This is a genomic window from Metabacillus flavus (genome assembly GCF_018283675.1).
GTDB lineage: Bacteria > Bacillota > Bacilli > Bacillales > Bacillaceae > Metabacillus_B > Metabacillus_B flavus.
Genome location: NZ_JAGVRK010000001.1, coordinates 2,934,753 through 2,961,702 on the forward strand (window position 1 = coordinate 2,934,753; position 26,950 = coordinate 2,961,702).

A 26,950-nucleotide genomic window follows, 5' to 3' on the forward strand; every position below is an offset into this window, starting at 1 on the left:
TTTATAAAAGTAGTGCCGCAATATGCGGACATAATAATGAAGCAAAAATAGCACTGAAGGTCATCGCTGCGGAGCTGACTGCACCCTCCTGTTCTCCGTATTCCAAGGCCCTGGCCGTACCCACGCCATGGGAAGCAGCACCATAACCAATTCCGACAGCGATTGGATTTTGAATGAGCAGCTTTCTCATCAGGAAAGGTCCGAACATCGATCCCGATATTCCCGCCACCATGACGTATACGGCGGCTAATGCTGGAATTCCGTGAATCATAGAGGCAATGTCCATAGCAATCGGAGCGGTGACAGATTTCGGGATTAGAGAACGGATAATTTCAGAATCCATCCCGAACAGGATCGCCATATACATTCCGCTGAAAAGCCCGATTAATGTACCGGCAAGAGAAGCACCGGCCAGCAGCAGAATGTGCTTCTTTAGACGGTCCCACTGATCATGGAGGGGGAATGCAAGAGCGACGACTGCCGGACCGAGGAGCATGCTAATGAATTCCCCGCCCTCCATGTACGCCTCGTAAGCCGTCCCCGTCAGGAGCAGAACCATAATAAGAATTGCCGTACTTGTTACAATTGGAAGCAGTAAAGGGGTCGGAAGAAGCTTATGAACCCTTTTCATTCCGTTAAAGAGCAGAATTGTTCCTGCAAAAGATAAGACGGACGTGATCATGATTCCAAACCCTCTCTTCCGCTTTTCGCTGCTTTACGTTCAAGCGATTTTTCTGTCATCCAGGCAGACAGAGACATAACCAAAAACGTACTGATAAGTGCAGCTGCAGCACTAAGTATCCCTTTACCCTCAAACAGATGAAGATACTGTATAAGACCAACTGTGCCGGGTACAAATAAAAGAGTTAAGTTTCTCAGCAAAAATGAACTTCCCTCTCTAATCCATTCCGGCTTCATCCATCCTGCCCTTAGAAGGCAAAACAGCATAATCATACCAATCATGCTTCCGGGTACTTGGAGATGGGTCAGCCTTTGTATAAACATACCCGCTATGCTTATTCCAAAAAGGAGAGCGACTTGTATAGCAATTCTTGCATACATCATCATAATTCTGCTCCTGTTAAACGAAAAGAACGAATCGTCTTGTACTTAGGTTCTTCGTTTACATTCGTCTGCAGCAATTCAATGGATTTCACTTCAAATGAAGGAATGGACTCAGGATTCCATCCGTCCGGGTTAATATATGAATCTTTTCCGTCCCATTTTCTCGCCAGGGTAATATGAGGCTTGAATGGTCTCGGATCGAGCTGAAAACCATTCTTTATACACGAAGAATAGACTTGCTCTCTCAATTCCATCAAGGTTTTAGACGGACGGACTCCAAGCCATAATATTCTTGGTGAATCTGCTGCTCCGAATGTATGAACTCCTGCAAAGTCCAGAGAAAATGAAGGCAGCCTTCCTTCTATTATTTCGGATAAATCATCGCATAAGTGAAGAAGATGCTCCTCGGAAGGCGGCTCGCCGAGAAATGCAAGTGTAATATGATAATCAAACGGGTGGACCCACCGTTTGAACTTCATTTGACTTAACTGATTGATTAATGGATAAATAATTTCAGACTGCTGTCTCGGAATTCGGACAGCCAGAAAATAATGTGTGCCCATTTTCTACCCTCTTTGCTAATAACTCTTATTCCTATTCTATCAAATGAACGGACTGGATACACAATTCGATGACTAGGTAAACCATCATAATTTTTGTTATGATATTTTCAAATAGTACCTGGAGGAATGACGAATGGATGTAGCAAATAATATGGCAGATTTGATTGGAAGAACTCCGCTTGTGAAGCTTAACCGGCTTGCTCCTGAAGGCGGAGCACAAATCTACCTGAAGCTGGAGTTCTTCAATCCGAGTAAAAGTGTGAAAGACCGCGCAGCTTTTCAAATGATTTCCGAAGCGGAAAAAAGCGGACTGCTGACTGAAAAGTCGACGATTATTGAACCAACAAGCGGCAATACGGGTATCGGACTTGCTATGAATGCGGCCGCAAGGGGATATAAAGCAATATTGGTTATGCCTGACACGATGTCTCAGGAACGGATTAACCTGTTAAAAGCGTATGGAGCAGAAGTTGTTCTTACTCCGGGAGATGAAAAAATGCCGGGTGCCATTAAAAAAGCACAGGAACTGACAGAGCAAATTGAAGACAGCTACATGCCCATGCAATTCGAAAATGCAGCCAATCCGGATGCGCACAGAAAAACAACCGCTATCGAAATATTGGAGGCAATGGAGGCAGCCGGCAAGAAACTAAGTGCATTTGTTGCAACATCCGGAACCGGCGGAACCATCACTGGTACTGGAGAGGAACTGAAGAAGCATCTGGAAGATCTCACTGTGCATGTAGTAGAGCCAGCTGGTTCTCCTGTCCTATCAGGAGGAAAGCCCGGTAAGCATAAACTCGTTGGAACCAGTCCCGGGTTTATTCCATCTATATTGAATCAGGAAGTATATGATGAAATTTTCCGCATAGAAGATGAAGAAGCCTATACAACGGCGAGAAGGCTGGCGAAAGAAGAAGGAATCCTTGTGGGGCCATCATCCGGTGCGGCATGCTTCGCCGCGATTGAGGTGGCAAAACGGTTAACGCCAGAGGATACAGTGGTGTGTATAGCTTGTGATACAGGGGAACGCTACTTATCGACTGATTTGTTTTCTTCTAATTGATGGAGGAAAGGCGGCAGAATTCATTTCAGCCTTGAGCTGGGAAGCAGATATGCCATCTCAAGGCTTAATGAGTCAAGCTCTCTCCTTTCCATAAACCAATATGACGCTGCATACTTTTAAAAGGACTCTTCCATCAAGAGTCCTTTTGGCATATTTAGACCTTCAAACGTTCTTCCACAAAGTTCCCCATCCACAGGCAGATCTCCCATAAATCGGCTAATGGCCTCTTCGTAAAAGGCTCGGTATGCATGTATCCGGGAGGACCGTATTCAGGCGTAAAGCTCAAGGCTCCTGCTCCTTTTTGACGGTGTGCTTCCGCAATCTTTCTCCACCAATCTGAATGGATGTCCAGCTCTTCTTTATATTCCGGTGCTCTTGGATCAGGTACTTGCGGGCCCTGGGTAAACCCCACCCGCGTATGGATATGGACGGTTCGCTGAATAGCTAGATCAAGCCGATCGGCTTGATCGTTCAGCAATGACTCACATACACATACCCAATGACTGAAATCCGCTGTGATGCTTAAATCCTCGATATCCTTAAGCAATCGCTCTGTATTCCAGGGGGTGAACATAGCTCTGCCACGATGTGTTTCATGCCCGATAAGGATTTGTGCCTGTTTTTCAATTCCAACAGCCTTTGTAAAAAAATCCAGTTGGTCTTCGTATGGCATATCAGCTTTCGCACTTTGAGAATTGATTAGGAGGGGCTGGAAATTGACTGCTTCTTCAACCTGCTTTTCAAAACTGCCTGTTTCCTCTGCGAAAATTTGAGCAACGTAATCGAGCTGATGCTCCTGCAGCAGTTCCATGAATTCACTATGCTGACCGGGAGCAGGCAGCGGGGATTCTATCCCGCTGTACCCTGCGTCTGAGACAGCTTTGAACTGATCGCTGAGAGAACCCTCCATCCCCCACAGGGATTTGATTCTTTTCAACTTCATTTTGCTTTGGAGTAAACAAGGGGATTCAGCGGACTGTTTACTTTATCTCCTGTTTTCAATCCGGGCATCCACTGCTTTAAGTCATTTTCCCTTGCTTCGTGATCGATTTCCGATACAGTGGTACCGTCTGCCATGTAAATAATGGTCATGACTTCTCTTGTCCGGTCCGTTGGATTGCCAGGCGCACTGTGCAGTGTCCATCCATAATGGAATGTGGCATCTCCTGCGTTCATTCCCCCGTACGTCACTTTTTCTAACCCCTCTGCCTCAATATAATCGCCAAGCGTCCGGTGGGATTCGTCCGAGATCCCAAGCTTGCTTATATATCCGCGTTTATGGGATTCAGAAGCAAACGACATGGAACCCATTTCATCCGATACATCTACAAGCGGCATCCACATAGTGATGGTTTTATCCGTGTCAATCGGCCAGTAGGTCTGATCCTGATGCCATGGTGTATGACCGCCGCCCGGCTCTTTAAACAATGCCTGGTCATGATATATCCGCACCCCGTCAACACCCAGCAGGTCAGCCGCAATTTTGGCAAACCGGCGCGCCATGACAAACTTCTTAACATCCTCTGATTGCTCCCACAGGTTCATCACCTGTACAAAGGCTTTTCCGTACGTATCCCTTTCTGATAAAGGCGCAAGCTTTTCAGTATGTTCAAGCGTTCTTTGATAAATCACGTCGCGATAAGCTTCCATTTCTTCCTTTGAAGCAGCACCCCTTACACAAATATGTCCTTTATCCTGGTATTCTTGTATTTGCTTCTGAGATAGTAAATACTCACTGCTTAAATCCGGGAGCGCTTTCAATTGATTCTTCAAACCAATCCCTCATTTCATCCTTATTTACAGACGTTATGGCCTGTTAACATCATCATAAGGTTTAGCGAACAAGGAATGTTTTGTTTTTTTGTGCATGAATGTGCGTTTTTTTGATGTTTTCATTGTTCCTTTTGCTATATGATAGGTAGAAAACCGGAAAGGACGATTCATCCATGAATGCCGTTAGAGAATCTCACAGCTTTGATCCGCTCTTCCCCTTTGTATTTTTTTACCACTTAAAGGGAAATCCCGAACAGGAGCCGCATTTATCTCATTTTCACGATTGGTATGAAATCGTTTTTGTCCTGGATGGACAAGGTACCTTTTTTATTGATAAAGAGTTTTATCCAATGAAAAAGAATGACCTTTTCCTTATTCCGGGAAATGTCATTCATCATGCGAATCCTTCTAAGAGAAATCCATTTCTCTGCCACGTAATCTTATTTCATCCTGCACTTATGCAATCCCCGGAGCTAGGTGACTTCTTTTCTTATCTGTCCCCCTTTTCCCAAAAAGAATTCCACTACCTTCTCCTTGCTGAACATATGAAAGAGCATAAAGAATATTTATTCCGCATGCATATGGAGCTTGAAAAGAAAGAAGCCGGATACCGTCATGCTTTGCTCACTCATCTCCAGGGGATCCTTTTGCTGATTGCCAGACAGCAGCCTGCTGTTCCGGAAACATCCGGAAAGCTGTCCAAAAGTGAACTGTGGATGAAGGAGGTACTATTCTATATTGATCTGCATTATACAGATCATGAACTAACCCTGCCTGCCCTTGCTGAACAGGCTTTAGTTAGTCCCGAGCATTTCAGCCGGATATTCAGGCGGGTAACCGGCTTGACGCTCCCCGCTTATCTGGGAGTGAAACGATTGTTCAAAGCTAAAGAGCTCTTATGGCATACCGACTTGTCCGTTGCATTTATTTCTGATGCCTGCGGATATAAAAGCGTATCCTATTTTCACAGTAAATTTAAAGAACAGCTGGGCTGTACTCCCGGTGAGTTCAGGAAAAAATCAGCTGGTCCGGAAGTTTAAGCAATTAATAGGCTGCCTGGTTCTCTTCCTTCAATTGCCTTTTTTCCTTCATTATTCGGTTTAATCTTTCAGAGCTGAACATCATTGCGGCAATCACAGCCACGATAAACAGCGGGAAGATTCCAATGGTCGTGTGTGCAGAAACCATGCCCAGCAAAGGCGGCAGAAAGGTATTCCCTGTAAAGGCAAAGGCCATTTGATAGCCTACGATTGTCTGAGAGTGCGTTTTGCCGAAATGGACCGGGGTTTCATGCATCATGCACGGGAAAATCGGGGCTAATCCAAGGCCGGTCAAAACAAAGCCTGCAAGTGCGAAGCCAGCCGGCAGCGGCAGAACCAATAGCGCTGCTCCCGCTAACGCAATCCCCTGTCCTGCTAAAATTAGAATACGATTGCTTACCTTTAAGGTGATAAAGCCAGTTATAAAGCGCCCAACGGTAATTCCGCCGTAATAAAGGGAAACCCACTGGGCAGCGGTTGCAGCAGGCAGCCCCTTCATATCCACCAGAAAGCTGCTTCCCCATAAACCTATTGCAGCTTCAGCACCGCAGTAAAACAGAAAAGAAAACAGAGCCAGATGAACTCCCTTGATTTTATAGGCCTTGACCTGTTTTCCGGATGGCTGTTCCGCTTCAGCTGTTTCTTCTTTCACAGGCTCACTCTTATCCGCGGCACGTTTCCATAAAGGCAGGGTAAAAAATAATACGGCCGCTAAAGCAAGCTGAATCAAAGCAATGATGAGATAACCGTTTCTCCATGAATTTTCCGCAGAAATGGATTGCGCCATGATAATCGGACCGAGTGTTGCTCCTACACCCCAGAAGCAATGCAGCCAGCTCATGTGGTGCGCTTTATAATGGATTGCCACATAATTGTTCAAGCCCGTATCAATGGCTCCTGCCCCAAGACCAAGGGGAATGGCGCAGACCATGAGCCAAATGAGGGAGGGTGAAAAAGAAAATCCCAGGAGTGCAGCAGCTGTCATCAGGCAGCTGACAAGAGTGACAGGACCTGTACCAAACCGATCAAGAATTTTGCCGCTTGCCAGACTGGAGACAATGGTTCCTGCAGCGATTGTCATGAAAAGCAGGCCTGCCCGATCCATCGGTTCCCCCAAGTCTCCCTGCATGACAGGCCAGGCTGCACCGAGTACTGAATCCGGAAGTCCTAAGCTGATGAAAGCTAAATAGATGATCATTAAAAAGAATGTTGCCATAGATGAATGTCCTCCTTCACTTTCCCTCATTGACCTGACAGGTAATCATTAAATCCAGTCCAAGGCTTTGCAGCCCATATAGATAATCCCTCTTCCAATCACTAATAACGAGCTTTGGAAGGTGTTCTGCAGGAATATAGTGTGCGCTTCTAAGTTCGATTTCTTTAATTGCCGCTTCGTCCACTTCCTCCTGGCTGAAAATAATGAACCGGGGATTGATCATAGCAGTAAAGGAAGCGGCCATTCTGCTTATGGCATCGTATTCTATACCCTTTGAAGAATCCGGATTCCTGAAGCCTGCCCCATTTTGAAGAGCCTGCAAAAAGTTCCGGTCATCATACAGCGGAACAAATGAAACCTCTCCTGAAAAGAAGGTGCTCCCCCTTATAACAGCTCCATTTATCAAAATACCTGCACCTGGTCCATTTTTTCCTGAATACATATAAACAAGGGATTCATCTGCCACCCCCTTATTCTTGTAGTAACCAAGAACGGCAGCATTCATATCATTTTCAACTGCTACAGGAATGGAAAATCGATCCTCAAAATATTCTTTAACATGAAATTGGTCAAATAGCTCGTAATCAGGAATGAAAAAGACGCAGCCATCTTTGACAGATCCGGGAACTCCAATAGCAATGGAACGAATGTTAGGATAGCTCTGCAGAATTTTCTCCATTTGCCCGGTTAGCAAGTCCAAATCTTTCATTAAGACACTCTCTAACATCCGATGTTCCTTCACCTCGCCTAAGCAGGTAAAAACGGTATAATGCGTCTCTGATTTTTCTAAAATGACTGACAATCCCAGCATGTACTCCGGATTATATACATACCTCCGGGCTCTTCTACCGCCGCTTGAGTCATCAAATCCCATTGTTAAGAGCTCCCCATCCTTCTCCATCTGTGTGAGGAATTTGCTGATGGTCGGAAAGCTAATATCCAGCTTCCGGCTAAGTTCAGCCTTTGTGGCACTGCCAAGCTCCATTAATTTTAAACGGATGCCTCGGATGATTGCTTTTTTGATTGTTTTTGGATTTGAAAGTGAGTCATCCAAAACATCTGCCTCCTCTATAAATCTACTTATTAAACGTATTTAAAAAGTTACATCCATACTATACCAAACAGAATAATGGCAGACAATAGACTATTTTTAACGCTCAAAAGTCTTTATTATTTCGACCATATTAAAAGCCCCCTATTTATAAGGAGGCTCAATAAATTAAAGCGGGCCAGGCTGCTGCTTCACAAACAGCAGCAGGATAACGGCCAGCAGCGATAAAATGCCAAAGAATAGATAGACACAAAAGACGGAATACGCCTCCAAAATAAAACCGCCAAGAAAAGTGCAAAACCAGTTGCCAAGACCATTCCCTACTGCTGAATAGAGACTGATAGCTGTAGCTCCTGCAGACACCGGAGCGAGATCTTTTACATATTGTAGAGCTGCGGGAATAAACAACCCTGTTGAAAACCCTTGCGCAACCGTTGTTGCATAGACGAGAGCAAGCGGGGGCTCAAAGAAATATAAGAACCATCTGGCCATTGAAACAATGGCGGCAAGAAGGAGAATCTGTTTCATTCCAAATTTCCCAATCCAGCGGTTTGCAAATTTCATAACGGGTGCTTCGCTTCCGGCAGCAAGCATGAATGCCAGTCCGATTCCCGCAAGCCCTCCCCCTAAATCATCTACGAAAATACCAAAATAAAAATTGTTGGCGAGGATTGGCCCGAGAACCAAAAAAGCGACAGCGAGAAAAATAAAATACGATGGTGCTTTGACAAGATCACTCATCCCTTTTTTAAAGCTCACCTTAATTGGTTTGCTTTCTCTCGGAAGCTGCCACGCAAAAATCATCCCTAAAATCATTACGAGAGTAAACGTATAAAAAATAACGGACAGGCTGGTGGTTTCCGCCAGTTTTCCGACAGCCAGAACCGATACGGCAAATCCAATGGCTCCCCAAAGCCGTATTGAACCATAGTCCATTTTCGTTTTTTGAACATAGTTAATCGAGATGCTGTCCGATAATGGAATAATGGCTGCCTGGAATATGGCGAGCATCGCTGCGGCGCCAATAATGAGAGAATAGCTTGAAACGGCCGAATAAGCAATTCCCATCAAAGCCGTCACTGCAATTGCTGCGGTGAGGAGGTGAACAGGCTTTTTCGTGACGTCGCTCAATATTCCCCAGACTGGCTGAATCAGAATCATCACAACCGGACTGATTGAAAGAACCATTCCGATTTGGCTCCCTGAAAGACCAATCTCATCCCGTAAATAAACCGAAAGAAGCGGAGAGAGGGACCCAATACCGAAAAACACAAGGAAATAAAACATATAAAAATTCAATTTCACAGATCGTTTTTTTGCTAGAGAAGCTTCCAAATCATTATCCTTCTTTCTATAGCGTTTCTAAAATCAGCTTCTCTAACTATATCATTTATCAGGGAGGTATTGGCTTTCATTTTCCATGAATGCGAGAGCAAAAAAAAAGCGCCGGATCCGCGATCCAGCGCCTCTTACTCTTTATCTGCGATTCCGGTCTGCGTAAGGATAAACCGGTTCCTTCAGTTCGAAGTCATACGTTTCTCCGTTCACAAGTCCGACTGTTTTTTCACTGTCATACAGATCAAGCATGAAGCCGGCCATTTCTTTGGCCGTATGGAATTTCGGCACGGCTCCTTCATATTCAAAGCTGTCAAGGTCCATCGAGCGCTTGGCAAACTCCGTTTCTGTTGCAGCAGGAGCAAGTACTTTTGCCTGCATAGGAGCACCTTTTGATTTAAGTTCCTGTGCAAGACCCTCAGTAAAAGCACTCACATAAAACTTTGTCGCGCAGTAGGTAACGGCATCGGCTACGATGGTATAACCGCCTCCTGATGAAACGTTAATCAACTGTGTGCCCTCTTTATCAGAGTAGTCTCTTGCGAAAAGTGAGGATAAAATCGTCAATGCTTCAATATTCAGATGCAGCATTGTTTGAATTTTGTTTAAGTTTTGCTCTGCAACAGATGCAAAATTTCCGAACCCTGCATTGTTAATGAACGTTTCTAGATCATACTCGTTAAGTCCTTCGTAAAAATTGTACACTTCCTCTGATGAAGACAGATCAGCTATGCGTATCACCACATCAAGATCAGGATTCAGACTCTGGATTTCTGATTTCAGCTTTTGAAGCTCGTCCTCTCTGCGAGCAGTAATAATTAAATGTTTCCCGCGGGCTGCGAAAGCCAAAGCTGCTTCATAACCAATCCCTGAACTGGCACCTGTAATTACCGTATACTTCATATGATCTCCTCCTATTCTGCATTTTATATTGTGGTTCTTTACCATTTTCATTATACTGATTAGAGTTAACTCTAAGTCAAATTTGGAGGCAATCATGTATACAATAAGCGAAGCTGCAAGAGCTTTGGGAGTCAGTACCCATACATTAAGATATTATGAAAAAGAAGCAATCATTGAACCGGATCGCAAATCCAATGGAGATCGAATATATTCCGACTTGCATCTTAAATGGCTGCAATTTGTCCTTAAATTAAAAGAAACCAAAATGCCTGTAGCAAAAATTAAAGAATATGCTCAATTATTTAAAGAAGGCCAGCATACAAACCTGGCAAGGCTTGAGCTTTTAGAGCAGCATCGAAAAAGCATCCAGGATCAGCTCACTGTTTTGTCAGCTACCGATATAATGCTTGAAGAAAAGATTGACTCATACAGAAAGAACCTCAATTAATTCTGCATATTAAAATCAAAAAAATCTGTTCAGCTATTTGAAGCAGGCGTACGTTAAAATCATTTACATCGCCTATTTAAATGAAGATTTTATAGGGTTGTGCGCAAAGGAGAATTATTATGGGAAAGCATTTCAACTTAGTCAAATTGGCTAAGATTTTAATCCCGTTTATCATCATCATTTTTATTTATATAGAGGGAAAGAATGAAATTGCCCAGATCAATCCTTCCCGGCTGTTAATCGAGCTGAAATCCCTTGAACCCGTTCAAATCGTTTCAATGCTGCTAATAGGATTAACCGGAGTCTCAGCATTAATGGTATATGACCTTGTGTTAATCAGAAAATTAAGAATCTCTTTGTCTTGGCATACCTTTTTAAAGATCTCTTGGATTGCCAATACATTTAATAGTGTCATAGGCTTTGGCGGTCTTGCAGGTGCAAGTTTACGAGGTTTATTGCTTCATAAACACGTAAAGGATTCATCTAAGCTGTTCTCTTCTATTATTTGGCTGTTGCCGATTATGTTAACCGGGCTTTCGGTTCTTGCATGGCTGCCTCTTATTTCAGAAGGTTATAGGACACCGATGTATAATAGCCATCCATGGGTGAAATTTGCATTATGGGGAATGGCCCTATATCTGCCGGTTTACCTTCTTATTTTTCTTATTTTAAAGGATAAAAAAGCTCATTTCGCATTAAATCGATGGACAGCATCGGGAATCGCAAGCTCCCTGTTGGAATGGCTTTCAGCAGCATTTGTACTTTGGTCCATCGCCCTAATAACAGGGACAAATCTCCCTTTCATTTCCATGCTGGCGGTGTTCGTTATTGCTTCAATTGCCGGCGTCATTAGTTTAGTTCCCGGGGGTATTGGTTCATTCGACTTGCTGCTGTTAGTCGGTTTGAATCATGCTGGTGCAGATGACAGCCAAATTTTAATCATTCTGCTTTTTTATCGGGTCTTTTACTCTCTTGTCCCTTTTATTATAGGTCTGTTATTCGCTTTACCGGAAGCTTACTCTCAAACGAGATATACGGTCGATCCGTTCAAAAATAACAAATGGATGAAACGGTTCTCCTTTATTCCAAATTCGCTTATTCCTAATTTAAGCTTTTGGGCCCTGGCTGTTTTAGTTTTCCTTAGCGGCGTTCTCCTTCTATTATCTGCCGCAACACCTGGAATTGTTGAGAGGATTACATTTGCAGAAAAGCTTTTATCTGAACCCTTTCTCACTATTTCCGATCTTTTGTCTGTAACAGCTGGAATATCACTGCTTTTACTATCCCGCTCCATTCAGCTTAAAGTGAGAAGTGCTTATGTGCTAACCTATATTGCTTTATTGGCAGGAGCTCTGTTTACCTTTTCAAAAGGACTGGATTATGAAGAGTCTATTTTTTTATTCGCCATTCTTGCCCTCTTAAGATTTTCAAAAAATCATTTTTACCGGGAACGTCACCCTTTTTCGTGGAAAGCTTCAATTTATATGATGGCGCTGACGATTTGTTCTTTGTTCGGCTATGTATCGATCGGTTTCTTCGATCAGCCGTTTGAACGGCTTTCTCTGCCCGCTTCTGTAAAGGACGTTCTGATAAAGACACCCGGAGAGCTGGTTCTTACAGCAGCAGCAGGTTTTATTCTTGCGATCCTTTTTTACACAATCGGCTTCTCCTTTTTAACGAAAAAGGAACAAATGGCAAGAGATTCTGCTGAGCTGCTGGAGTTTTTGGAAAACACGAACGGGAATGTGTTAACTCATTTGGCTTTTATGGGGGATAAAGATTATTTTTGGAATAAAGACCGTGACGTTTTTATGATGTACACCGTTTATTCTGATAAATTAGTGGTGCTCGGAGATCCGATCGGGAATAACAAATCGTTCGGCAATGCCATTACCGAGCTTCGGGAATACGCTGATACGAGAGGTTTCACACCCATTTTCTATCAAACAGAGAAGGACTGGCTTTCGTTATACCATGAACATGGCTATCAGTTTTTCAAGCTTGGTGAAGAGGCGTATGTGAATCTTGAAGAATTCACGCTGACTGGAAAGAAAAAAACAAATATGCGTACCGTGAGAAATAAATTTGAAAGAGAAGGATATGTTTTTGCAATTGCCGAACCTCCTTTTTCGGATTCGTTTATTCAGGAACTTGAGAATGTTTCTTCAGACTGGCTGAGAGGCAGAAAAGAGAAAGGATTTTCCTTAGGCTTTTTTGACAGGGACTATGTTCAGCGGGCACCGGTAGCTATATTAAGAGATGGATCGGGGACGTTAATTGGATTTGCAACCATCATCCCTGTATATGACGGTGAGACCATATCCGTTGACTTGATGAGGCATTCACGAGAGGTCCCGAGCGGCACAATGGATATGATTTTCGTCTCCGTCATGCTTCATATGAAGGAACAGGGCTATAAGTGGTTTAATCTCGGAATGGCTCCATTATCAAATGTCGGGCAGAATAAGTACGCCTTCTGGAGTGAAAAAGCAGCGGCACGAGTTTATAAGCATGGCCAATATTTTTATCAGTTTGAAGGAATTCGAAAATACAAAGAAAAGTTCGCAAGCCGCTGGGAACCGAAATATTTGGCCTTCAGCTCAAGGTCCACTCTTCCTGTTACCATGCTGCAGCTCTCGAGACTCATTCAAAAAGACGTAAAAAAAATTTGAATTCTCCCCCTTTATGAAATCTGAAGGGGGTCTCCTCATATAAGAATAAAATCATCACTTTTCCTTATTGTTCCATTTGAGTTTAAAAGTTACAATTCTATCAAACGAATATTGGAGGAGTACTCTTAAGTGAAAAAGTTGTTGTTTTTACAAGCAGGGTTATTTCAGTTTGGTTTTTCCATTTTGGCATTGTTTCTTACCTCTGTAATAAATAGCACATTGCTGGCGTCTCTTATTTCTTTAGTCACCGGCGGACTTTTGTACGGATGGCTGACATCACGCAAGCTAGAAGAAAAAAATTTTTTTTATTGCTTCCTTCCCATTGCCTACACTGCGTCACTTTGGGCAATTTTTATTTTCATCACTGGAGGGGCACTTGGGAAAAGCCTATGGATGTTCTATTCCCTTCTTCACCTTGCTTTTTTACCTGTTTTGTTTGTGGCCAACATGGAAGGGGAAGGACGGATTTTTCTATGGGCTCCGCTTGCTTTTGAACTGGCGTTTGTTCTGCCTATCGTGATTAAGTTTGCCTCGGTGAAAAAATTACATATGATTTCAAGAAGGAATACCCTTATCCTGTTTTCCATTGTCCTGTTGGCAATTGGCTCTGGAATGGCCGTTCAATGGCAGCGGAGCAAGAGTGTTCTTCCCTCCTATGGATTTGATTACGGCGGCGGCTACTCCAGCACAGATTTGTCTCCATATAGGGTGTCAAATCCTGATCATATTCTTCCTAAATTGGACGAAACCTCAACCTATGTGATTAAAGATCCTAAGCAAATGCCTGTAATGGACGGGGCAGAAGCAGCTTATCCGGTTTATTCCGCTTTTGCCAATTCCGTCTACGAAAATGCTAAAGCAGCTAATGATCAAAAGGAGATTATCAGCTTTACCAATACCATCTATGCTTTTGAGCGATTGCTCTCAAAGGAAGTGGATATTTATTTCGGGGCTGAACCGTCTTCAGCACAGCGCAAAATGGCTGAAAAAGCCGGGTTGGAGCTCATTATGACCCCGATAGGAAAAGAGGCATTTGTCTTTTTTGTCAATCCGGAGAATCAGATTGACAGTTTATCGGTTTCCGAGATTCAATCGATCTACTCAGGTGAGGTTAAGAACTGGTCTCAGCTCGGCGGCAAATCTCAAGACATTGTAGCATTCCAGCGGCCAGCAGATTCCGGGAGCCAGACTCTGTTGGAGAAAATCATGGGTGATCAACCAATCATTAAGCCATTGAAGGAAGAAACCCCTGCTGGAATGGGCGGTATCATCGAGCAGGTTGCGGATTACAGAAATTTTGATAATGCCATCGGCTTTTCATTCCGTTTTTTCGCAACCGGAATGAAAAAAAATGAAAAGATTAAACTGCTTTCCATTAACGGAATCAGCCCAAGCCCGGAGAATATCGCAAGTGAAAAATATCCTTTTACCGCATCTCTTTATGCGATTACCTTAAAATCAAACAAAAAGAAAACAATCCCGCCGTTTCTTGAATGGATGAAAGGATCTCAGGGGCAGGAGCTCGTTGAAAAAATCGGATATATTAAGAACTGACAAATAGACGCCTCCGGAATTCCGGGGCGTCTGCTTCATTTAACGGATATCCGCCTGCTGCTTTTGAAAAAACAGCTGCTGCGGATTTTTAGTGAAAAGCTCCTCGAGTTCCTCTTCTGAAAATCCGCGGTCAATCAGCTGTGGCAGAATGTTTTCAAATAAATGGACCGGATGCCAGTTTCTCAATTGTACAGCGATTTCCTCTGGGAGCTCAGGCGGTCTGCCCAGCCAGATATTCACCGTGTCATGTGAGAGCAAAATCTGATTGCTATAGCCTTCTTTCAGCAAAACGCTGAGCGTCTCTATTTTTTCTGCATCAGGCCTTGCCCCGACGATTCCCTGGAGGCCAAAACGGTCAAAACCGATAAAGACTCCGCGTTCCAAGGCCCTTCGGTGATAAGCAGGATCCGTATTTCCGCACATATGGCCGATGACTATTTTTTCGGGCACGGCTCCTTCTGATATAAGAAGCTCTGCCTGTTCCGGACCCATTGTCCCTTCCTGTGTATGGGTTAGGATGACGGCTCCCGTTTCCTTCTGAGCTTTTGCAGCCGCCCGGAAAAACATCTCTTCATAAGGGGTAATGATATCCTTGCTCGAGGCAACTTTGATGACTCCTGCTCTGACTCCTGATTTCCCTATTCCTTCCGTAAGCTCCTCCATGAACATCTCAAAAATTTCATCCTCCGCTGTTCCAAGCTGCTGGCGGAACTTGAAATACGGGGTGGCTCCTTCCCCTTCATAGTAGTAGCCTGTTGCACATACGATCTGCAAGCCTGTCCTTTCCGATACCTCTTTTAAAAATTCCGGATTTCGCCCGCATTCATTCGGAGTAGGATCCACAACGGTTTCGACTCCGAAGCTTCTTAACGACAGGGCAATTGTTTCAGCGGTTTCCAGAGCTTCTTTTGTATTCATACCGCCAAGCGTCAAGTCTCCGCTGTATCCCGGATAGCCGAATAAAAAGTGCTCATGGATGAGAGTTTTCCCCAGCTCATCTGCATGGATGGCTCCAGTTACCGTTTCTAATCCATGATTCATCGCTCGATTCCTCCGCTCACCTTTTGGTGTTCTTCTTCCTGCAGCTGTCTCCACAGTAATTTTCCGCTTGAAGTCATCGGCAGAGAATCCCTAAATTCAATGACTCTTGGATACTTGTAATCAGCCATATTCTGCTTCGCCCAGTCTATGATTTCCTCAGGAGCTGTATCCAGTCTATCCTGTGCCAGAACAACAAACGCTTTTACGGTCTCTCCTCTTCTCTCATCCGGAATTCCTACTACACAGGCCTGCTGAACTGCCGGATGCTTATAAAGCAGTGATTCTACTTCCGCCGGCCATACTTTAAACCCTGATGCATTAATCATCCTCTTCACGCGGTCGACCATAAAATAATAGCCTTCCTCGTCTCTTTTGCCGATATCACCTGTCCTGAAATATCTTTTTCCATCAATCTCAATAAATGCCTGCTCATTTTCCTCCGGCCTGTTGTAGTAGCCAAGGAAAACTTGCGGACCGTTCACAACAATTTCTCCTTCTCCGCCTGCCGGCAGTTCTTCCTGAGTAAGAGGGTCTATAATTTTTGCATCCACATCAAAGGAGGGAATGCCGAGGCATTGCAGCTTTGGACGATCCGGCGGATTAAAATGAGTCTGGGCAATGGTTTCTGAAAGCCCATAGCCTTCGACAAAATGGAGGCCTGTCAGATTGAACAGCTTTTCTCCTACCGCTGCCGGAAGAGCCGCGCCTCCACCCGCAAGTCCCTGAAGTGACGCCATATCTTCCTTTTTCAGGTTCGGGTTGGCCAGGAAATCAATGAGCATCGTACTAATGTTGACCCAGTTGCTGACCTTTTTTTCACGGATGATGTTCCGCGCGTATTCACGGTCCCATCTTGTCATCAGCACCATGGTTGCCCCTGACAAAATCGGAATATGCATGCTATGGATCATTCCGGTAACATGAAAGAGCGGAAGGGTTGCAAGGCTGACGGCATCGGATGTTGCATTGAGCCAGTGGTATCCACCGAATGTATTTGCCTGGACGGTACGATTTGTATGCATACAGCCTTTTGGCAATCCTGTCGTCCCGGACGTATAAGGCATAACAGCTAGATCATCCGGTCCTGAAGCGGACGGAAGTGGTATGCACCCTGCACCTATTGCCTCCTTCCATAAATAATGTCCTTCCTCATTAAACATTCTTCTTTCTGCACGTACCTCTTCCGGCAATTTCACCTCGTGATTCCCTGCATAATCAGAATAGGCAGCAGCCACGACCTGTGTAATCAAGCCTTCTTTTATTAGCGGTGCAGCACGGTCATATAATTCCTGCCCCACTATGGCACTTTTTATTTCACAGTCTTTTACATAGAAACTGAGTTCATCTGCGGTGTTCATTGGATTGATCGGAACGACCACTGCATCCGCTCTAAGGATCGCATAAAACCCAATAATAAATTGAGGGGAGTTCTGCATATAGAGAAGAACACTCTCTCCTTTTGTCACATTCATTTTTTGCTGCAGAAAACCAGCCAGTTCATCTGCTTCTTTTAATAAATCTGCAAAACTCATTTCATTTCCGTAATAATCGATGGCTGTTTTTCCGGGATATCTGGAAGCCGTAACCTCAAGATTGTGATATAGAGTGGTTTCCGGCAAAGTCAGTGTTGTGGAGGTTCTTACCGGCCAAAATTTAAAATGATCCTGATTCAATTTATCCACCTCATCCCATGTATTGTAAACGCTTACTTTCTTGAATTTCTAGACGTTGTGTCTTTTTCCTTTAAAGTACCGTATTTTTTTCTTCTTTTTAATTCGACATGAAAAAAAGATGGGCTCCTGATGCCTCTCAACAGGATTAGAAAAAATTGCCGCTTGTTTGTCCTCCCAATTTAAAAGAAAATTAAGTTAGTAAAAAATACAGCCAAACCTATAGGAGGAAATCATGAAGAATCATAGATTGCTGCTTTCACTCATTGCGTCCACATCTATCCTTTTCTCAGCTTTAACCATCCAGCCATCTGTATCCAAAGCGCAGGCTGATGACCAAAATCCTGTAATTTTCATTCACGGTGCAGGCGGAATCGGCACCAGCTTCTACAGCATTGAAAATTACTTAAAAACACAAGGCTGGTCCGATAGCGAACTCTTTGCAATTGAAATGCGCGATAAGTCAGGAAATAACAAGAATAACGCCAAGCAGCTTGCTGCATATGTAGATGAAGTTCTCAAGAAAACCGGCAAAAGCAAGGTTGATATTGTGGGACACAGCATGGGAGGACCGAATGCCCTCACTTATATTCTAAATAGCGGCGGAAGCAAAGTAGACGACGTCGTAACATTTGGCTCACCAAATAAAATGGTTACATCGAAAGCGCCTGCCGGCAGCGATCCCAACCATAAAATTCTCTATACTTCCATTTACAGCACGAACGATTACGTGGTAAATAAATGGCTATCCCCCCTTCAAGGAGCGAAAAACGTTCAAATCAGCGGACCAGGCCATCTTGGAATGCTTGCGAACACTCAAGTTAACGAGCTGATTAAAGAAGGATTAAATGGCGGGGGCAAAAATACGAATTAATGATCAAGGGCTGTCCTAATGGGGCAGTCCCTTTTTGATTCCTGAAAAGGAGAGCGGAAAAAGCCAAAGGATTGCTTCCTCTGGCTTTTTTCACAGTTACGGCACCAAAATCAATTTTCCTTTCGTTTTACGCCCTTGAAGCATCCGGTGAACTTCCGGCGCTTCCTCAAGCGGGTAGACGCCTCCTATTGTCAGCTGCAGCTTCCCTTCGCTTAAGAATCCAAGCAGTTCATGCAGGCTTTGTGTGTAAAGCTCTTTCTTTCGCATCATTTGCGGAAGGAAGAAACCGATCACAGAAAGATTTTGCCCCATAAGTGAGGAGGGGTACAGCTTTGCCTGTTCTCCGCTCGCTACTCCATAAATGACGAGACGGCCAAATGGCGCCATGCAGGAAAGGGTTTTTCTGAAAATATCCCCTCCGGCCATTTCAAGCGCCACATCCACACCTTTTCCCTCAGTAAAGTTAAGTACTTCTTTTTCCCAGCCTTCCATCGTATAATCGACAGCCTCGTCTGCACCAAGACTTAATGCAGCCTGACGCTTTTCTTCTGTACTGGCTGTTGCAATGATTTTCCCTGCTCCAAAAAGCTTGGCAAGCTGAACTGCAATCGAGCCTACTCCTCCCGCTGCCGCATGGATAAGAACCGTTTCTCCCTCTTCAAGCCGTCCCATCGTTTTCAAAACATGATAGGCACTTAAACCTTGCAGCGGCATTGCTACCGCATGATGAAGATCCACGCCGGCGGGAACGGGAATGAGACCGCGCTCGTCTGCTACTGTATATTCCGCATACCCCGTAGCTCGTGATGTTCCAAGGAGGGTGACAATTTTATCCCCTTTTTTGAACCTCTTTACTTCACTCCCTGTTTCAACGATTGTTCCAGCCACCTCAGCTCCCGGAACAAAAGGGAGCGGCGTATCAATGACATATTGTCCCTCGCGCCTTGCTGTATCCGCATAGTTCACTCCGATTGCTTCAATTTTAATCAATACTTCTTTTTCCCCCGGGCTTGGTGTTTCAAGATCGACGACCTTCATCACTTCTGGACCGCCATATTCATTAAGCTGAATGGCTTTCATCTTCTTCTCCTCACTTTCCCTGAAATTCCGGTTTTCTTTTTTCTTTAAATGCCAAGACACCCTCTTGATGGTCAGCTGTTTCAATCATCATCGGCTGTGTCAGCCTTTCCTGCTCAAGAATGTCCTCTAATCGGGAATAGGAGGCCTGTTCAATAATCCGCTTCATTTGGCCGAATGCCTGGAGCGGTCCTTGGGAAAGACGGAAAGCGTAGGAGCTCACCTCATCCTTTAGCTGTTGAAGCGGAACCGTGTGATTGACGATGCCGTAAGACTTTGCCGTCTCTGCATCAATTGGCTCCGCATTGAAAAATAGTTCCTTCGCCCGCTGCGGCCCGATCAATCGAGGGAGAAAGTAAAGGCCTCCACCATCGGAAATCAGCCCCACCTGGGCAAAGCTCATAACGAATTTGCTGTCCTCCGCTGCAAAGATAAAATCACAGGCAAGCGCCAGGTTAAACGCAGCGCCTGCTGCAAAACCATGGACTGCAGCAATGACGGGCTTGCTAAGGTTTTTAATGGCAAGGATACATTCATTCAATTTTCCCAGGTGTTCATAAATCTGCTGCCCGTTCACCTGCCCCATTGTTTTGACATCCCCGCCGGCACTGAATGAGCGGCCAGCCCCCGACAAAATCACGGCTTTAATTTCCTCATTTGCCTCTGCCATACGAAGCGCCTCGGTGATTCCAACAATCATTTCTGCACTAAAGGCATTTAGCGATTCCGGCCGGTTCATCGTGATCGATAAAACCGGTCCGCTTTGTTCAACTAATAAATGGGACATTGAATTTCCTCCTCTTATTTAATGAGCCAGCCTCCATCAACGAGCAAATCAGAGCCTGTCATATAGGACGCCTGCTCAGATGCAGCAAAAGCAATGACATGGGCGATTTCCTCTGCCTTGCCCACTCGCCGAAGTGCCGTGTTTTTTTCAATCGCAGCTGCAAATTGAGTGTTTTGCAATCCTTCTTCGGTTAAAGGCGTCTCCGTAAATCCAGGTGAAACGGAGTTGACCCGGATTCCATGCGGTGCAAGTTCCAGGGCAAGGGCCTTAGAAAAATTAATTACACCTGCCTTGGCTGCGCTGTAATGAGGAATATGAGAACCTGCTTTATAGCCAGAAAGAGAAGCTACATTCACAATCGCACGATCCATCCTTTTCTCCTTGCTGCTCTCAATCATGAGTTTCCCAAGCACCTTGCTCACAAGAAAAACGCTTCTCAGGTTCAGGGACTGAACCTCGTCCCAATTTTCTAATGAAGTTTCAAGGATTTTGGATTGCCCGGAGCCTCCGGCATTGTTAACGAGAATATCGAGCGAACCGGCTTCCTTTACATATTGGGCTAACGCTTGAATCTCTTCTTCGTTCGTCACATCTGCCCTGAAAAACACGGCGCTCTCCTGTACTGTCTGTTCATTTATATACGCTGCAGCCTTTGCGAGCTTATCCTCGGTCCGTCCGACAAGGATTACCTTGGCTCCCTCTTTGGCTAGCATACAGGCCGTTTCCATCCCTATTCCGCTGCCGCCGCCAGTTACTACTGCTGTCCGCTGTGAAAAACGCATGAAGTTTCTTCCTCCCTAGATAACGGTATAAGATCCTTTTTGCAGAAGAGCGTCCGCTATAAAACGGTTTCTTTCTACCCGGTTTGCAGAACCAAGTTCAGCAAATGTAAAGCTGATCCGGGAAAGAAGAAGGTTCTTCCGGTCATCGGCCACTAATTGATGAACGAGCTGCTTGGCTAATGCTTCGCCTTCATACAATGCTTCCTCGGCTGCCGTTTGGCATAGGCTCACCATTAGCTTTGCTCTTTCTTCTCCTGTTGCATCAAGCGCCTTTTTAGCGCGAAGCAGAGAGGATTCTGCTGAAAACAAAGCAGCTGACAGATTGGACAGTTTCAAAAGTGTCTCCTGTTCTTCTGTCATTTTCCCGCCGTATTTTTCAAAGGCGGCTCCAAAGCAGACAAGCAGGGTATTCCGGAGCGCTGCAACCAGATTTTCTGCCTTTCCAAGGAGCACATCCCTGCTTTCCATGTTTTCCTGAAGGGCTGCATACGCATTTTTTATCAAGCTTTCAAATTCAACCTCTCCATTTGCAGCCTTCCTCAAAAAGTGAGTAGGCAGCAAAAGACGATTGATCTCATTCGTCCCTTCAAAAATCCGGTTGATCCGTGAATCACGGTACACCTGCTCGATCGGATATTCCTGAATAAAGCCTGCACCTCCATGCAGTTGCAGGGATTCATCTGCCGCATAATCGAGGGTTTCTGAACCAAACACCTTGCAGATTGCGCATTCGGCAGCGTACTCCATCATCTGTTTTCCAATCAGCCTGTGATCCTCTGTTTCATATAAATCACCAAGAGCATCCTCAAGGAGACCTGCCGTTCGATACTGGATCGACTCCGCCGCATAAATTCTCGAGGCCATTAGGGCGAGTTTTTCCTTCGTTGCCGGAAAGTCTGCGATGCTGCGCCCGAACTGAAAGCGCCCTTTCGTAAATTCAATTGCGAGCTTAAGCGCATGCTTGGATGCTCCCATACAGGCTGAACCTAGATTAAACCTGCCCAGATTTAAAACATTCAGGGCGATCACATGACCTTTTCCCGGCTCCCCAAGAAGATTTTCTTTCGGTACAAGACAGTCTTCCAGCAGCACCGTTCTAGTTGACGAGCCTTTGATTCCCATTTTTTTCTCTTCTGGTCCTAAGGATAAACCCGGGAAGTTTTTTTCAGCGATAAAGGCAGAGAAATGCTGGCCATCAATTTTAGCGTAAATGATAAACGTGTCCGAAAAAGCAGCGTTCGTAATGTACAGCTTCGATCCGTTCAGAACATAGTGCGATCCGGCTTCATTCAGAACAGCTGTCGTCTTAGCAGCCAGTGCATCCGATCCAGAACCGGGCTCGGTCAGGCAATACGCTCCGATATATTCACCGGACGCAAGCTTCGGAAGATATTTAGCTTTCTGTTCCTTCGTTCCAAAATAAGTAATAGGCAGGGTTGCAATACACGTGTGATTGGAGTGGGCGACCCCGTAGCCGCTCGTTCTACCAATCACTTCTCCGACGATTCCTTTGGTGATTTTGTCTAATCCCAGTCCGCCGTATTCCTCTGGAATGCTATGGGCAAGCAGGCCAAGCTCCCCTGCTTTATGCAAAAGCCCGACGACCCGGTCAAAATTTTGTTCTTCTATTTCTTCACGGTATGGATCCACTTCCCTTTCAACAAAAGTCCGCGCTGTGGAAGCCATCATTTTCTGCTCATCGGTAAAGTCTTCAGGTGTGAAGATGGTGCGGTGATCTGAAGCTTCATACATAAAGCTTCCGCCTTTAATTTTCACAGAGGCTGTCTGCAATTCTTTCACTCTCCTTTTTTAATAGCTCTGTTGGACTTGGCTGTTGATTTCCGTTGCAGGCGCTCGCTTATCCTTGGGCGGGCGGTGAGCCTCCTCGCCGCTTTGCGCCTGCGGGGTCTCACCTGTCCCGCTCCTATAAAGCTCGGAGTCTCACGCCTTCCACTCCAATCAACAGGTATTAAAAAATCAGCACCATGCTTTAACGTAGCCTTTTTAAAAACCGTATCTTGCATGCCTCACCCCATACTCATCGGAATGAAGCCCAGGCTTTCAGGGTATCTGCTTAAAACGCTTTAGCGATCTGTTTTTTAAAACGGGCAGGACTTCATAAACATCCGTTTGGGCCGCATAGGCAATTTCTTCTGCAAATCCGTATTGGCTGAGCATCTTTCCAACTCTTGAGGCAGACATGATTTCTGTCTTTTGACTTTTAAGGCTTGAATAAAAGAGCTTTGCAGCAAGCGCTGAGTCGGTCAAATCCCATGTTGAACCCAGTGTAAGAAGTTCAATCAAATAGCCGGCACCAAGGAAATCCTCCACACAAAATTGTCCGGAAGATCCGGAACATATAAGAATCAAGGTTTCTTCAGAATGTTCCGAAATCAAATGAGATGCCGCTGCCTTCGAATTAAGAAGGCTGGCAGCATACACCGCCTTTGCAGGGGCAGAATTCCGGATAGCGACGGTTCCATTAGTGGTGGAGAGAATAGCCGTTTTTCCGGAAACATGGTTTTTTAATGCAGAAGGTCCTGGATCGAGAAACCCTTCAATCGTCTTGCCCTCGTACTCCCCGATCAGCACAAACGAATTCCCCTCAAGTGATGCTGCTGCTTTCCTTGCTTCTTCTCCGTTCAGCACAGGAATAACTTCCTTTGCCCCGTTGGAAAGGACGCTTGTTATGGTGGTTGTCGCCAGCAGCACATCAAATACGACAGCGATTTTTCCGGCGAGCTTCTCCGGCTCAATCTCTTCCTTTTTCATAAGAACATGGATTTTACCCATGCTTCACGCCATTTGCGGTAATCAAAGCCTGATCAACTAGAGTCCGGACAAACGGCGCAAACTTAGCGAAGCGTTTATCCTTTGTCTGGCCCTTTTGATAACGGTAATAAATCTGCTGGCAGATCACGGCGAGCTTAAAATAAGCGAATGCCAGATAATAAGGAAATTCTTCTAAATTGCGGCCGCTTTTCTCTGCATAGCGTTCTGCAAACTGCTGTCTGGAATAAAAGGCTGGGTGAACGGTAATGGAAGGCTTCCCAAAGCCGAATTTGAGTGAATCCGGGTCATCCTCCTCTACCCAGTAGCTCATTGCTGCTCCAAGATCAGCAAGCGGGTCGCCGATGGTCGCCATTTCCCAATCAAATAAACCCGCCATACCCGATAAGTCCTCAGTAAAAAGAGCATTGTTCAGCTTGTAATCATAATGGATGACAGATGGAGAACCGGACGCAGGAAGGTTCTTTTCGAGCCACCCGGTCAAGGAGTCCACCGCTTCGATTTCATCGGTTTTTGCCCGGTGGTATCGTTCAATCCAGCCGCCCACCTGACGTTCCATAAATCCTTCCGGCTTGCTCAGATGGATTAAATCTGAATCCTGATAAGGAATGGAGTGGAGCTGAACGAGTTTATCCACCATAAGCTCAGAAAGCATCCTCCCCTTTTCTTCCGTCATTTCCATACCTTTCGGAAGGGCGGTATCCACCATGACCCCTCTTCTTCTTTCCATCAGGAAAAAAGAACTGCCTGCCACTGAAGGATCTTCTTCATATAAGAAAGGCTTAGGGGCTTCAGGAAACAGCGGATGCAGCGCTTTTAATATACTAAACTCCCTTTGCATATCATGAGCCTTTGGCGCCACTTGACCAAGCGGCGGTCTTCTCAGCACCGCCTCCCAGTCTCCCGCTTTTAATGCATAGGTGAGGTTGGAAGCACCCGCTCCAAATTGCTCGATTTGCAGCGGCTGATCCGAAATATCCGGGAACCGCTCTTTTAAATAACGCTCCAGCGCCTGCAGCTGAAGCTCTTCCCCTTCTCTTACAGGGATTGTATAGGACATCCATGCAGCCTCCCTTTTTAGGCGTGAGCCAAATATTTTTCAAGCACGCTCCGAAGCTCATCCGGGATTTCTTCACTCTTCTGCAGTGTAAAATTAAAATAGACAATCACTGCTTTTCCTTTTGCAATCATTTTTCCGCTGTTTGCATCTTCAATGATGTGTTCGAGATGAAAGCTTTTCCCGCCTACCTTTGAAATTGCCGTTTTCACAATCAGCTCCTGATTGAAATAGGCCTGCTCCATAAAATCACAGGAAGCAGAAGCGAGGATAAACGGCCAATTATCCGCCGTTAACGGAGAGCCCAGTTTTCCAAAAAACTGAACCCTTGCTTCCTCTATGTAGATGAAATAGCTCGTATTATTCACGTGTCCTAAGACATCGGTTTCACAAAATCTGACTTTAACCTTTATCTCATCATGCATGTCGTTATGCCTCCTTAGCGGTGGGTAAATTCCGGCTTCCGTTTTTCAATAAACGCCTGTACGCCTTCTTTAATATCGTCCGTCTGGAAAACCTCCTCAAAAAGCTCGGCCTCCCGTTCCAGCCCATCCTTTAAGGAAACACCAAGTCCTTCATCGACAGAGCGTTTAATTCTTGAGAGGGCAGGCAATGAAAAGCGGCTGATTTTAGCAGCGAGCTTCAAGCCATGCTGAAGGCCCTCTCCTTTTGCCGTGACTTCATTCACCAAGCCGATTTCTTTCGCTTTGGCTGAATCAATCGGATCTCCGGTAAACATCATTTCCTTTGCCCGCGCTTCCCCTATTACTCTAGGAAGCCGCTGGGTCCCGCCGCCTCCGGGGAATAGACCGAGTTTAATTTCAGGCAATCCGATTTGAACGTGTTCTTCTGCAATTCGTATATCGCACGTCAACGCAAGCTCGCAGCCTCCGCCGAACGTCAGCCCATTTAATACAGCAATCACCGGCTTTGGAAAATCATCAAGTTTATTCAGAACAGCATGTGATTCCATGAATTGTGATTTGATTCCCTTTTTCCCTATCAAACTCGGAAACTCCTTAATGTCCGCTCCTGCCATAAACGCACGGTCCCCTGCACCAGTCAGGATGACACAAACGATTTCCTGGTCATCTCTCATTTCATCAAGCAGCTGATCCAGTTCTCTCAGGACAGCCTGGCTCATCACATTGAGCGGTGGATGGTCAATCGTCAGGACCATAACTGATTCTTGTTTATCTCTCTTAATCACGCTTTCCATTATTGCTTCACCTCTTCCTTCGCGTATTCATACCAGCCCTTGCCCGTTTTTCTTCCAAGTTGGCCTTGTTTTACTTTTTCTTCAATGCAGTCAAATGGCTTGTCGGCAGGATCTCCCGTTTCTGCATACCGCTGCTGCATGACATAATAACCGACGTCAATACCGGATAAATCCATAAGCTCAAACGGGCCGATTGGATGATTAAGCGCTTTCCGGCAAATTGTATCGATGTCTTTAAAGTCTGCATAGCCGTTCTCATAAAGGTAAACCGCTTCCCTTTGAAGGGCACCTAGAATCCGGTTGGCGATGAAGCCTGAAATTTCTTTCTTCAATAGGACCGCTGTCCGGTTAATTGTTTCACATACTCCCATTGTCAGCTGCGCTGTTTCTTCAGATGTCTGTTCGCTTGTCACTACTTCCACACAGTCCATCACAAGAGCAGGAAAGAAAAAGTGCATATTGATCACTTTATCCGGTCTGTTCGTAGCTCCCGCAATATAAGAGTTCATAATCGTTGATGAATTCGTGGCTAAAATAGCATGCGGCTTCGCATATTCATCCAGCTGTGCAAACACTTCTTTTTTTACCTCCAGCTTTTCCACCACGGCTTCAATAATAAAATCAGCCTTTGCGGCAGCGTCTTTTAAGCTTGTGGTCATGGTCAGGAGGGAGAACGCCTTTTTCGCTTCCTCTTCCGATAGCTTGTTTTTCTGTACGCGTTTATCGATCAGTCTTTGAAGGACGGCATCCGCATTGGATAAAGCGGTTTCATTCACATCCTGCAAAATGGTTTTATATCCCCCAAGTGCACACAGCATGGCAATTTGATGCCCCATTTGTCCTGCACCGATTACAGCAATCGTTTTGATTTCTTCTTTTTTCATTAACAGCTCTCCTTTTTAAATTATTAGCTCTGTTAAACTCGGCTGCTGATTTCCGCTGCGGGCGCTTCCGTTTTTGCCCCTTA

26 protein-coding genes are annotated in these 26,950 nt (G+C 45.1%); 6 read left to right on the forward strand and 20 right to left on the reverse strand.

Annotated features, from left to right (window positions below):
- Window position 1 precedes the first annotated feature (1 nt).
- From J9317_RS14965 to thpR, 3 genes are read right to left on the reverse strand one after another with little or no spacing between them, the layout of a single operon-like run.
- Window positions 2-682 (reverse strand): LrgB family protein, encoded by a 681-nt coding sequence (locus J9317_RS14965; protein ID WP_211559925.1) that lies wholly within the window; start codon window positions 680-682, stop codon window positions 2-4.
- On the reverse strand, window positions 679-1,068 hold the full coding sequence (locus J9317_RS14970) for a CidA/LrgA family protein (protein WP_211559927.1): 390 nt from the start codon (window positions 1,066-1,068) through the stop codon (window positions 679-681). The genes J9317_RS14965 and J9317_RS14970 overlap by 4 nt, the downstream gene beginning before the upstream one ends.
- Entirely contained in the window at window positions 1,065-1,628 is a 564-nt protein-coding gene (gene thpR / locus J9317_RS14975) for an RNA 2',3'-cyclic phosphodiesterase (RefSeq protein WP_211559929.1), read from the reverse strand. Before thpR ends, J9317_RS14970 begins: the two co-directional genes overlap by 4 nt.
- Window positions 1,629-1,761: 133 nt before the next feature.
- On the opposite strand from thpR, the gene cysK reads away from it, so the two are divergent.
- Window positions 1,762-2,694, forward strand: a complete 933-nt coding sequence (gene cysK / locus J9317_RS14980) for a cysteine synthase A (RefSeq protein WP_211559932.1) — start codon at window positions 1,762-1,764, stop codon at window positions 2,692-2,694.
- Window positions 2,695-2,848: 154 nt separating this feature from the next.
- On the opposite strand, the gene J9317_RS14985 is transcribed toward cysK, so the two are convergent.
- A complete protein-coding gene (locus tag J9317_RS14985; protein ID WP_211559934.1) occupies window positions 2,849-3,637 on the reverse strand; it encodes a sugar phosphate isomerase/epimerase family protein in 789 nt (262 codons plus the stop codon).
- A complete protein-coding gene (locus J9317_RS14990; protein WP_211559936.1) occupies window positions 3,634-4,467 on the reverse strand; it encodes a phytanoyl-CoA dioxygenase family protein in 834 nt (277 codons plus the stop codon). The genes J9317_RS14985 and J9317_RS14990 overlap by 4 nt, the downstream gene beginning before the upstream one ends.
- A 173-nt stretch (window positions 4,468-4,640) precedes the next feature.
- On the opposite strand from J9317_RS14990, the gene J9317_RS14995 reads away from it, so the two are divergent.
- On the forward strand, window positions 4,641-5,507 hold the full coding sequence (locus tag J9317_RS14995) for a helix-turn-helix transcriptional regulator (RefSeq protein ID WP_211559938.1): 867 nt from the start codon (window positions 4,641-4,643) through the stop codon (window positions 5,505-5,507).
- Between the two features lie 4 nt (window positions 5,508-5,511).
- Here the strand turns inward: J9317_RS14995 and J9317_RS15000 are convergent, their stop codons facing one another.
- From J9317_RS15000 to J9317_RS15015, 4 genes are all read right to left on the reverse strand, one after another.
- Window positions 5,512-6,723 (reverse strand): MFS transporter, encoded by a 1,212-nt coding sequence (locus tag J9317_RS15000; protein ID WP_211559940.1) that lies wholly within the window; start codon window positions 6,721-6,723, stop codon window positions 5,512-5,514.
- Window positions 6,724-6,739: 16 nt separating this feature from the next.
- Window positions 6,740-7,777 carry an ROK family transcriptional regulator gene (locus tag J9317_RS15005; RefSeq protein ID WP_431190688.1) on the reverse strand — a complete coding sequence of 346 codons (1,038 nt, stop codon included), beginning with the start codon at window positions 7,775-7,777 and terminating at the stop codon, window positions 6,740-6,742.
- Window positions 7,778-7,942: 165 nt separating this feature from the next.
- Complete coding sequence (locus tag J9317_RS15010) at window positions 7,943-9,109, reverse strand: MFS transporter (protein ID WP_211559942.1); 1,167 nt, start codon at window positions 9,107-9,109, stop codon at window positions 7,943-7,945.
- Between the two features lie 141 nt (window positions 9,110-9,250).
- On the reverse strand, window positions 9,251-10,012 hold the full coding sequence (locus J9317_RS15015) for an SDR family NAD(P)-dependent oxidoreductase (RefSeq protein ID WP_211559944.1): 762 nt from the start codon (window positions 10,010-10,012) through the stop codon (window positions 9,251-9,253).
- 94 nt (window positions 10,013-10,106) lie between these two features.
- On the opposite strand from J9317_RS15015, the gene J9317_RS15020 reads away from it, so the two are divergent.
- From J9317_RS15020 to J9317_RS15030, 3 genes are all read left to right on the forward strand, one after another.
- On the forward strand, window positions 10,107-10,460 hold the full coding sequence (locus J9317_RS15020; protein WP_211559946.1) for a MerR family transcriptional regulator: 354 nt from the start codon (window positions 10,107-10,109) through the stop codon (window positions 10,458-10,460).
- Between the two features lie 119 nt (window positions 10,461-10,579).
- Window positions 10,580-13,132 (forward strand): bifunctional lysylphosphatidylglycerol flippase/synthetase MprF, encoded by a 2,553-nt coding sequence (gene mprF, locus J9317_RS15025; protein WP_211559948.1) that lies wholly within the window; start codon window positions 10,580-10,582, stop codon window positions 13,130-13,132.
- A 129-nt stretch (window positions 13,133-13,261) separates the two neighbouring features.
- The gene (locus J9317_RS15030) at window positions 13,262-14,686 is read left to right on the forward strand and encodes a PstS family phosphate ABC transporter substrate-binding protein (RefSeq protein WP_211559950.1); all 1,425 of its coding nucleotides are present in this window, start codon (window positions 13,262-13,264) and stop codon (window positions 14,684-14,686) included.
- Window positions 14,687-14,725: 39 nt separating this feature from the next.
- Here J9317_RS15030 and J9317_RS15035 read toward each other — a convergent pair whose 3' ends face one another.
- Window positions 14,726-15,727, reverse strand: a complete 1,002-nt coding sequence (locus tag J9317_RS15035) for a phosphotriesterase family protein (RefSeq protein WP_211559952.1) — start codon at window positions 15,725-15,727, stop codon at window positions 14,726-14,728.
- Window positions 15,724-17,400 (reverse strand): long-chain-fatty-acid--CoA ligase, encoded by a 1,677-nt coding sequence (locus tag J9317_RS15040; RefSeq protein ID WP_211559954.1) that lies wholly within the window; start codon window positions 17,398-17,400, stop codon window positions 15,724-15,726. The genes J9317_RS15035 and J9317_RS15040 overlap by 4 nt, the downstream gene beginning before the upstream one ends.
- A 232-nt stretch (window positions 17,401-17,632) precedes the next feature.
- Between J9317_RS15040 and J9317_RS15045 the strand changes: the two genes are divergently transcribed.
- The gene (locus J9317_RS15045) at window positions 17,633-18,271 is read left to right on the forward strand and encodes an esterase/lipase family protein (RefSeq protein WP_211559956.1); all 639 of its coding nucleotides are present in this window, start codon (window positions 17,633-17,635) and stop codon (window positions 18,269-18,271) included.
- Between the two features lie 96 nt (window positions 18,272-18,367).
- Here J9317_RS15045 and J9317_RS15050 read toward each other — a convergent pair whose 3' ends face one another.
- The 9 genes from J9317_RS15050 to J9317_RS15090 all read right to left on the reverse strand — a co-directional run bounded on the left by J9317_RS15050 (window position 18,368) and on the right by J9317_RS15090 (window position 26,867).
- Window positions 18,368-19,351, reverse strand: coding sequence for a quinone oxidoreductase family protein (locus J9317_RS15050; protein WP_211559958.1), 984 nt, complete (start codon window positions 19,349-19,351; stop codon window positions 18,368-18,370).
- Between the two features lie 10 nt (window positions 19,352-19,361).
- Entirely contained in the window at window positions 19,362-20,135 is a 774-nt protein-coding gene (locus J9317_RS15055; protein WP_211559961.1) for an enoyl-CoA hydratase/isomerase family protein, read from the reverse strand.
- A gap of 14 nt (window positions 20,136-20,149) precedes the next feature.
- Entirely contained in the window at window positions 20,150-20,917 is a 768-nt protein-coding gene (locus J9317_RS15060) for an SDR family NAD(P)-dependent oxidoreductase (protein ID WP_211559963.1), read from the reverse strand.
- Window positions 20,918-20,932: 15 nt separating this feature from the next.
- Window positions 20,933-22,708, reverse strand: a complete 1,776-nt coding sequence (locus tag J9317_RS15065) for an acyl-CoA dehydrogenase FadE (RefSeq protein WP_431190689.1) — start codon at window positions 22,706-22,708, stop codon at window positions 20,933-20,935.
- Between the two features lie 270 nt (window positions 22,709-22,978).
- Complete coding sequence (locus tag J9317_RS15070) at window positions 22,979-23,710, reverse strand: 2-phosphosulfolactate phosphatase (protein WP_211559967.1); 732 nt, start codon at window positions 23,708-23,710, stop codon at window positions 22,979-22,981.
- Window positions 23,703-24,767, reverse strand: a complete 1,065-nt coding sequence (locus J9317_RS15075; protein ID WP_211559969.1) for a phosphotransferase family protein — start codon at window positions 24,765-24,767, stop codon at window positions 23,703-23,705. Before J9317_RS15075 ends, J9317_RS15070 begins: the two co-directional genes overlap by 8 nt.
- Window positions 24,768-24,784: 17 nt before the next feature.
- Entirely contained in the window at window positions 24,785-25,189 is a 405-nt protein-coding gene (locus J9317_RS15080; protein WP_211559971.1) for an acyl-CoA thioesterase, read from the reverse strand.
- A 14-nt stretch (window positions 25,190-25,203) separates the two neighbouring features.
- On the reverse strand, window positions 25,204-25,983 hold the full coding sequence (locus J9317_RS15085; protein WP_211559973.1) for an enoyl-CoA hydratase: 780 nt from the start codon (window positions 25,981-25,983) through the stop codon (window positions 25,204-25,206).
- Entirely contained in the window at window positions 25,983-26,867 is an 885-nt protein-coding gene (locus J9317_RS15090; protein ID WP_211559974.1) for a 3-hydroxyacyl-CoA dehydrogenase family protein, read from the reverse strand. The genes J9317_RS15085 and J9317_RS15090 overlap by 1 nt, the downstream gene beginning before the upstream one ends.
- Window positions 26,868-26,950 lie beyond the last annotated feature (83 nt).

What these genes read in the sequence shown, in the direction of transcription:
- J9317_RS14965 (WP_211559925.1), bottom strand. Translation starts at nt 682, where the DNA reads ATGATCACGTCCGTCTTATCTTTTGCAGGAACAATTCTGCTCTTTAAC.
- J9317_RS14970 (WP_211559927.1), bottom strand. Translation starts at nt 1,068, where the DNA reads ATGATGATGTATGCAAGAATTGCTATACAAGTCGCTCTCCTTTTTGGA.
- thpR (WP_211559929.1), bottom strand. Translation starts at nt 1,628, where the DNA reads ATGGGCACACATTATTTTCTGGCTGTCCGAATTCCGAGACAGCAGTCT.
- cysK (WP_211559932.1), top strand. Translation starts at nt 1,762, where the DNA reads ATGGATGTAGCAAATAATATGGCAGATTTGATTGGAAGAACTCCGCTT.
- J9317_RS14985 (WP_211559934.1), bottom strand. Translation starts at nt 3,637, where the DNA reads ATGAAGTTGAAAAGAATCAAATCCCTGTGGGGGATGGAGGGTTCTCTC.
- J9317_RS14995 (WP_211559938.1), top strand. Translation starts at nt 4,641, where the DNA reads ATGAATGCCGTTAGAGAATCTCACAGCTTTGATCCGCTCTTCCCCTTT.
- J9317_RS15000 (WP_211559940.1), bottom strand. Translation starts at nt 6,723, where the DNA reads ATGGCAACATTCTTTTTAATGATCATCTATTTAGCTTTCATCAGCTTA.
- J9317_RS15015 (WP_211559944.1), bottom strand. Translation starts at nt 10,012, where the DNA reads ATGAAGTATACGGTAATTACAGGTGCCAGTTCAGGGATTGGTTATGAA.
- J9317_RS15020 (WP_211559946.1), top strand. Translation starts at nt 10,107, where the DNA reads ATGTATACAATAAGCGAAGCTGCAAGAGCTTTGGGAGTCAGTACCCAT.
- mprF (WP_211559948.1), top strand. Translation starts at nt 10,580, where the DNA reads ATGGGAAAGCATTTCAACTTAGTCAAATTGGCTAAGATTTTAATCCCG.
- J9317_RS15035 (WP_211559952.1), bottom strand. Translation starts at nt 15,727, where the DNA reads ATGAATCATGGATTAGAAACGGTAACTGGAGCCATCCATGCAGATGAG.
- J9317_RS15045 (WP_211559956.1), top strand. Translation starts at nt 17,633, where the DNA reads ATGAAGAATCATAGATTGCTGCTTTCACTCATTGCGTCCACATCTATC.
- J9317_RS15050 (WP_211559958.1), bottom strand. Translation starts at nt 19,351, where the DNA reads ATGAAAGCCATTCAGCTTAATGAATATGGCGGTCCAGAAGTGATGAAG.
- J9317_RS15055 (WP_211559961.1), bottom strand. Translation starts at nt 20,135, where the DNA reads ATGTCCCATTTATTAGTTGAACAAAGCGGACCGGTTTTATCGATCACG.
- J9317_RS15060 (WP_211559963.1), bottom strand. Translation starts at nt 20,917, where the DNA reads ATGCGTTTTTCACAGCGGACAGCAGTAGTAACTGGCGGCGGCAGCGGA.
- J9317_RS15070 (WP_211559967.1), bottom strand. Translation starts at nt 23,710, where the DNA reads ATGGGTAAAATCCATGTTCTTATGAAAAAGGAAGAGATTGAGCCGGAG.
- J9317_RS15075 (WP_211559969.1), bottom strand. Translation starts at nt 24,767, where the DNA reads ATGTCCTATACAATCCCTGTAAGAGAAGGGGAAGAGCTTCAGCTGCAG.
- J9317_RS15080 (WP_211559971.1), bottom strand. Translation starts at nt 25,189, where the DNA reads ATGCATGATGAGATAAAGGTTAAAGTCAGATTTTGTGAAACCGATGTC.
- J9317_RS15085 (WP_211559973.1), bottom strand. Translation starts at nt 25,983, where the DNA reads ATGGAAAGCGTGATTAAGAGAGATAAACAAGAATCAGTTATGGTCCTG.
- J9317_RS15090 (WP_211559974.1), bottom strand. Translation starts at nt 26,867, where the DNA reads ATGAAAAAAGAAGAAATCAAAACGATTGCTGTAATCGGTGCAGGACAA.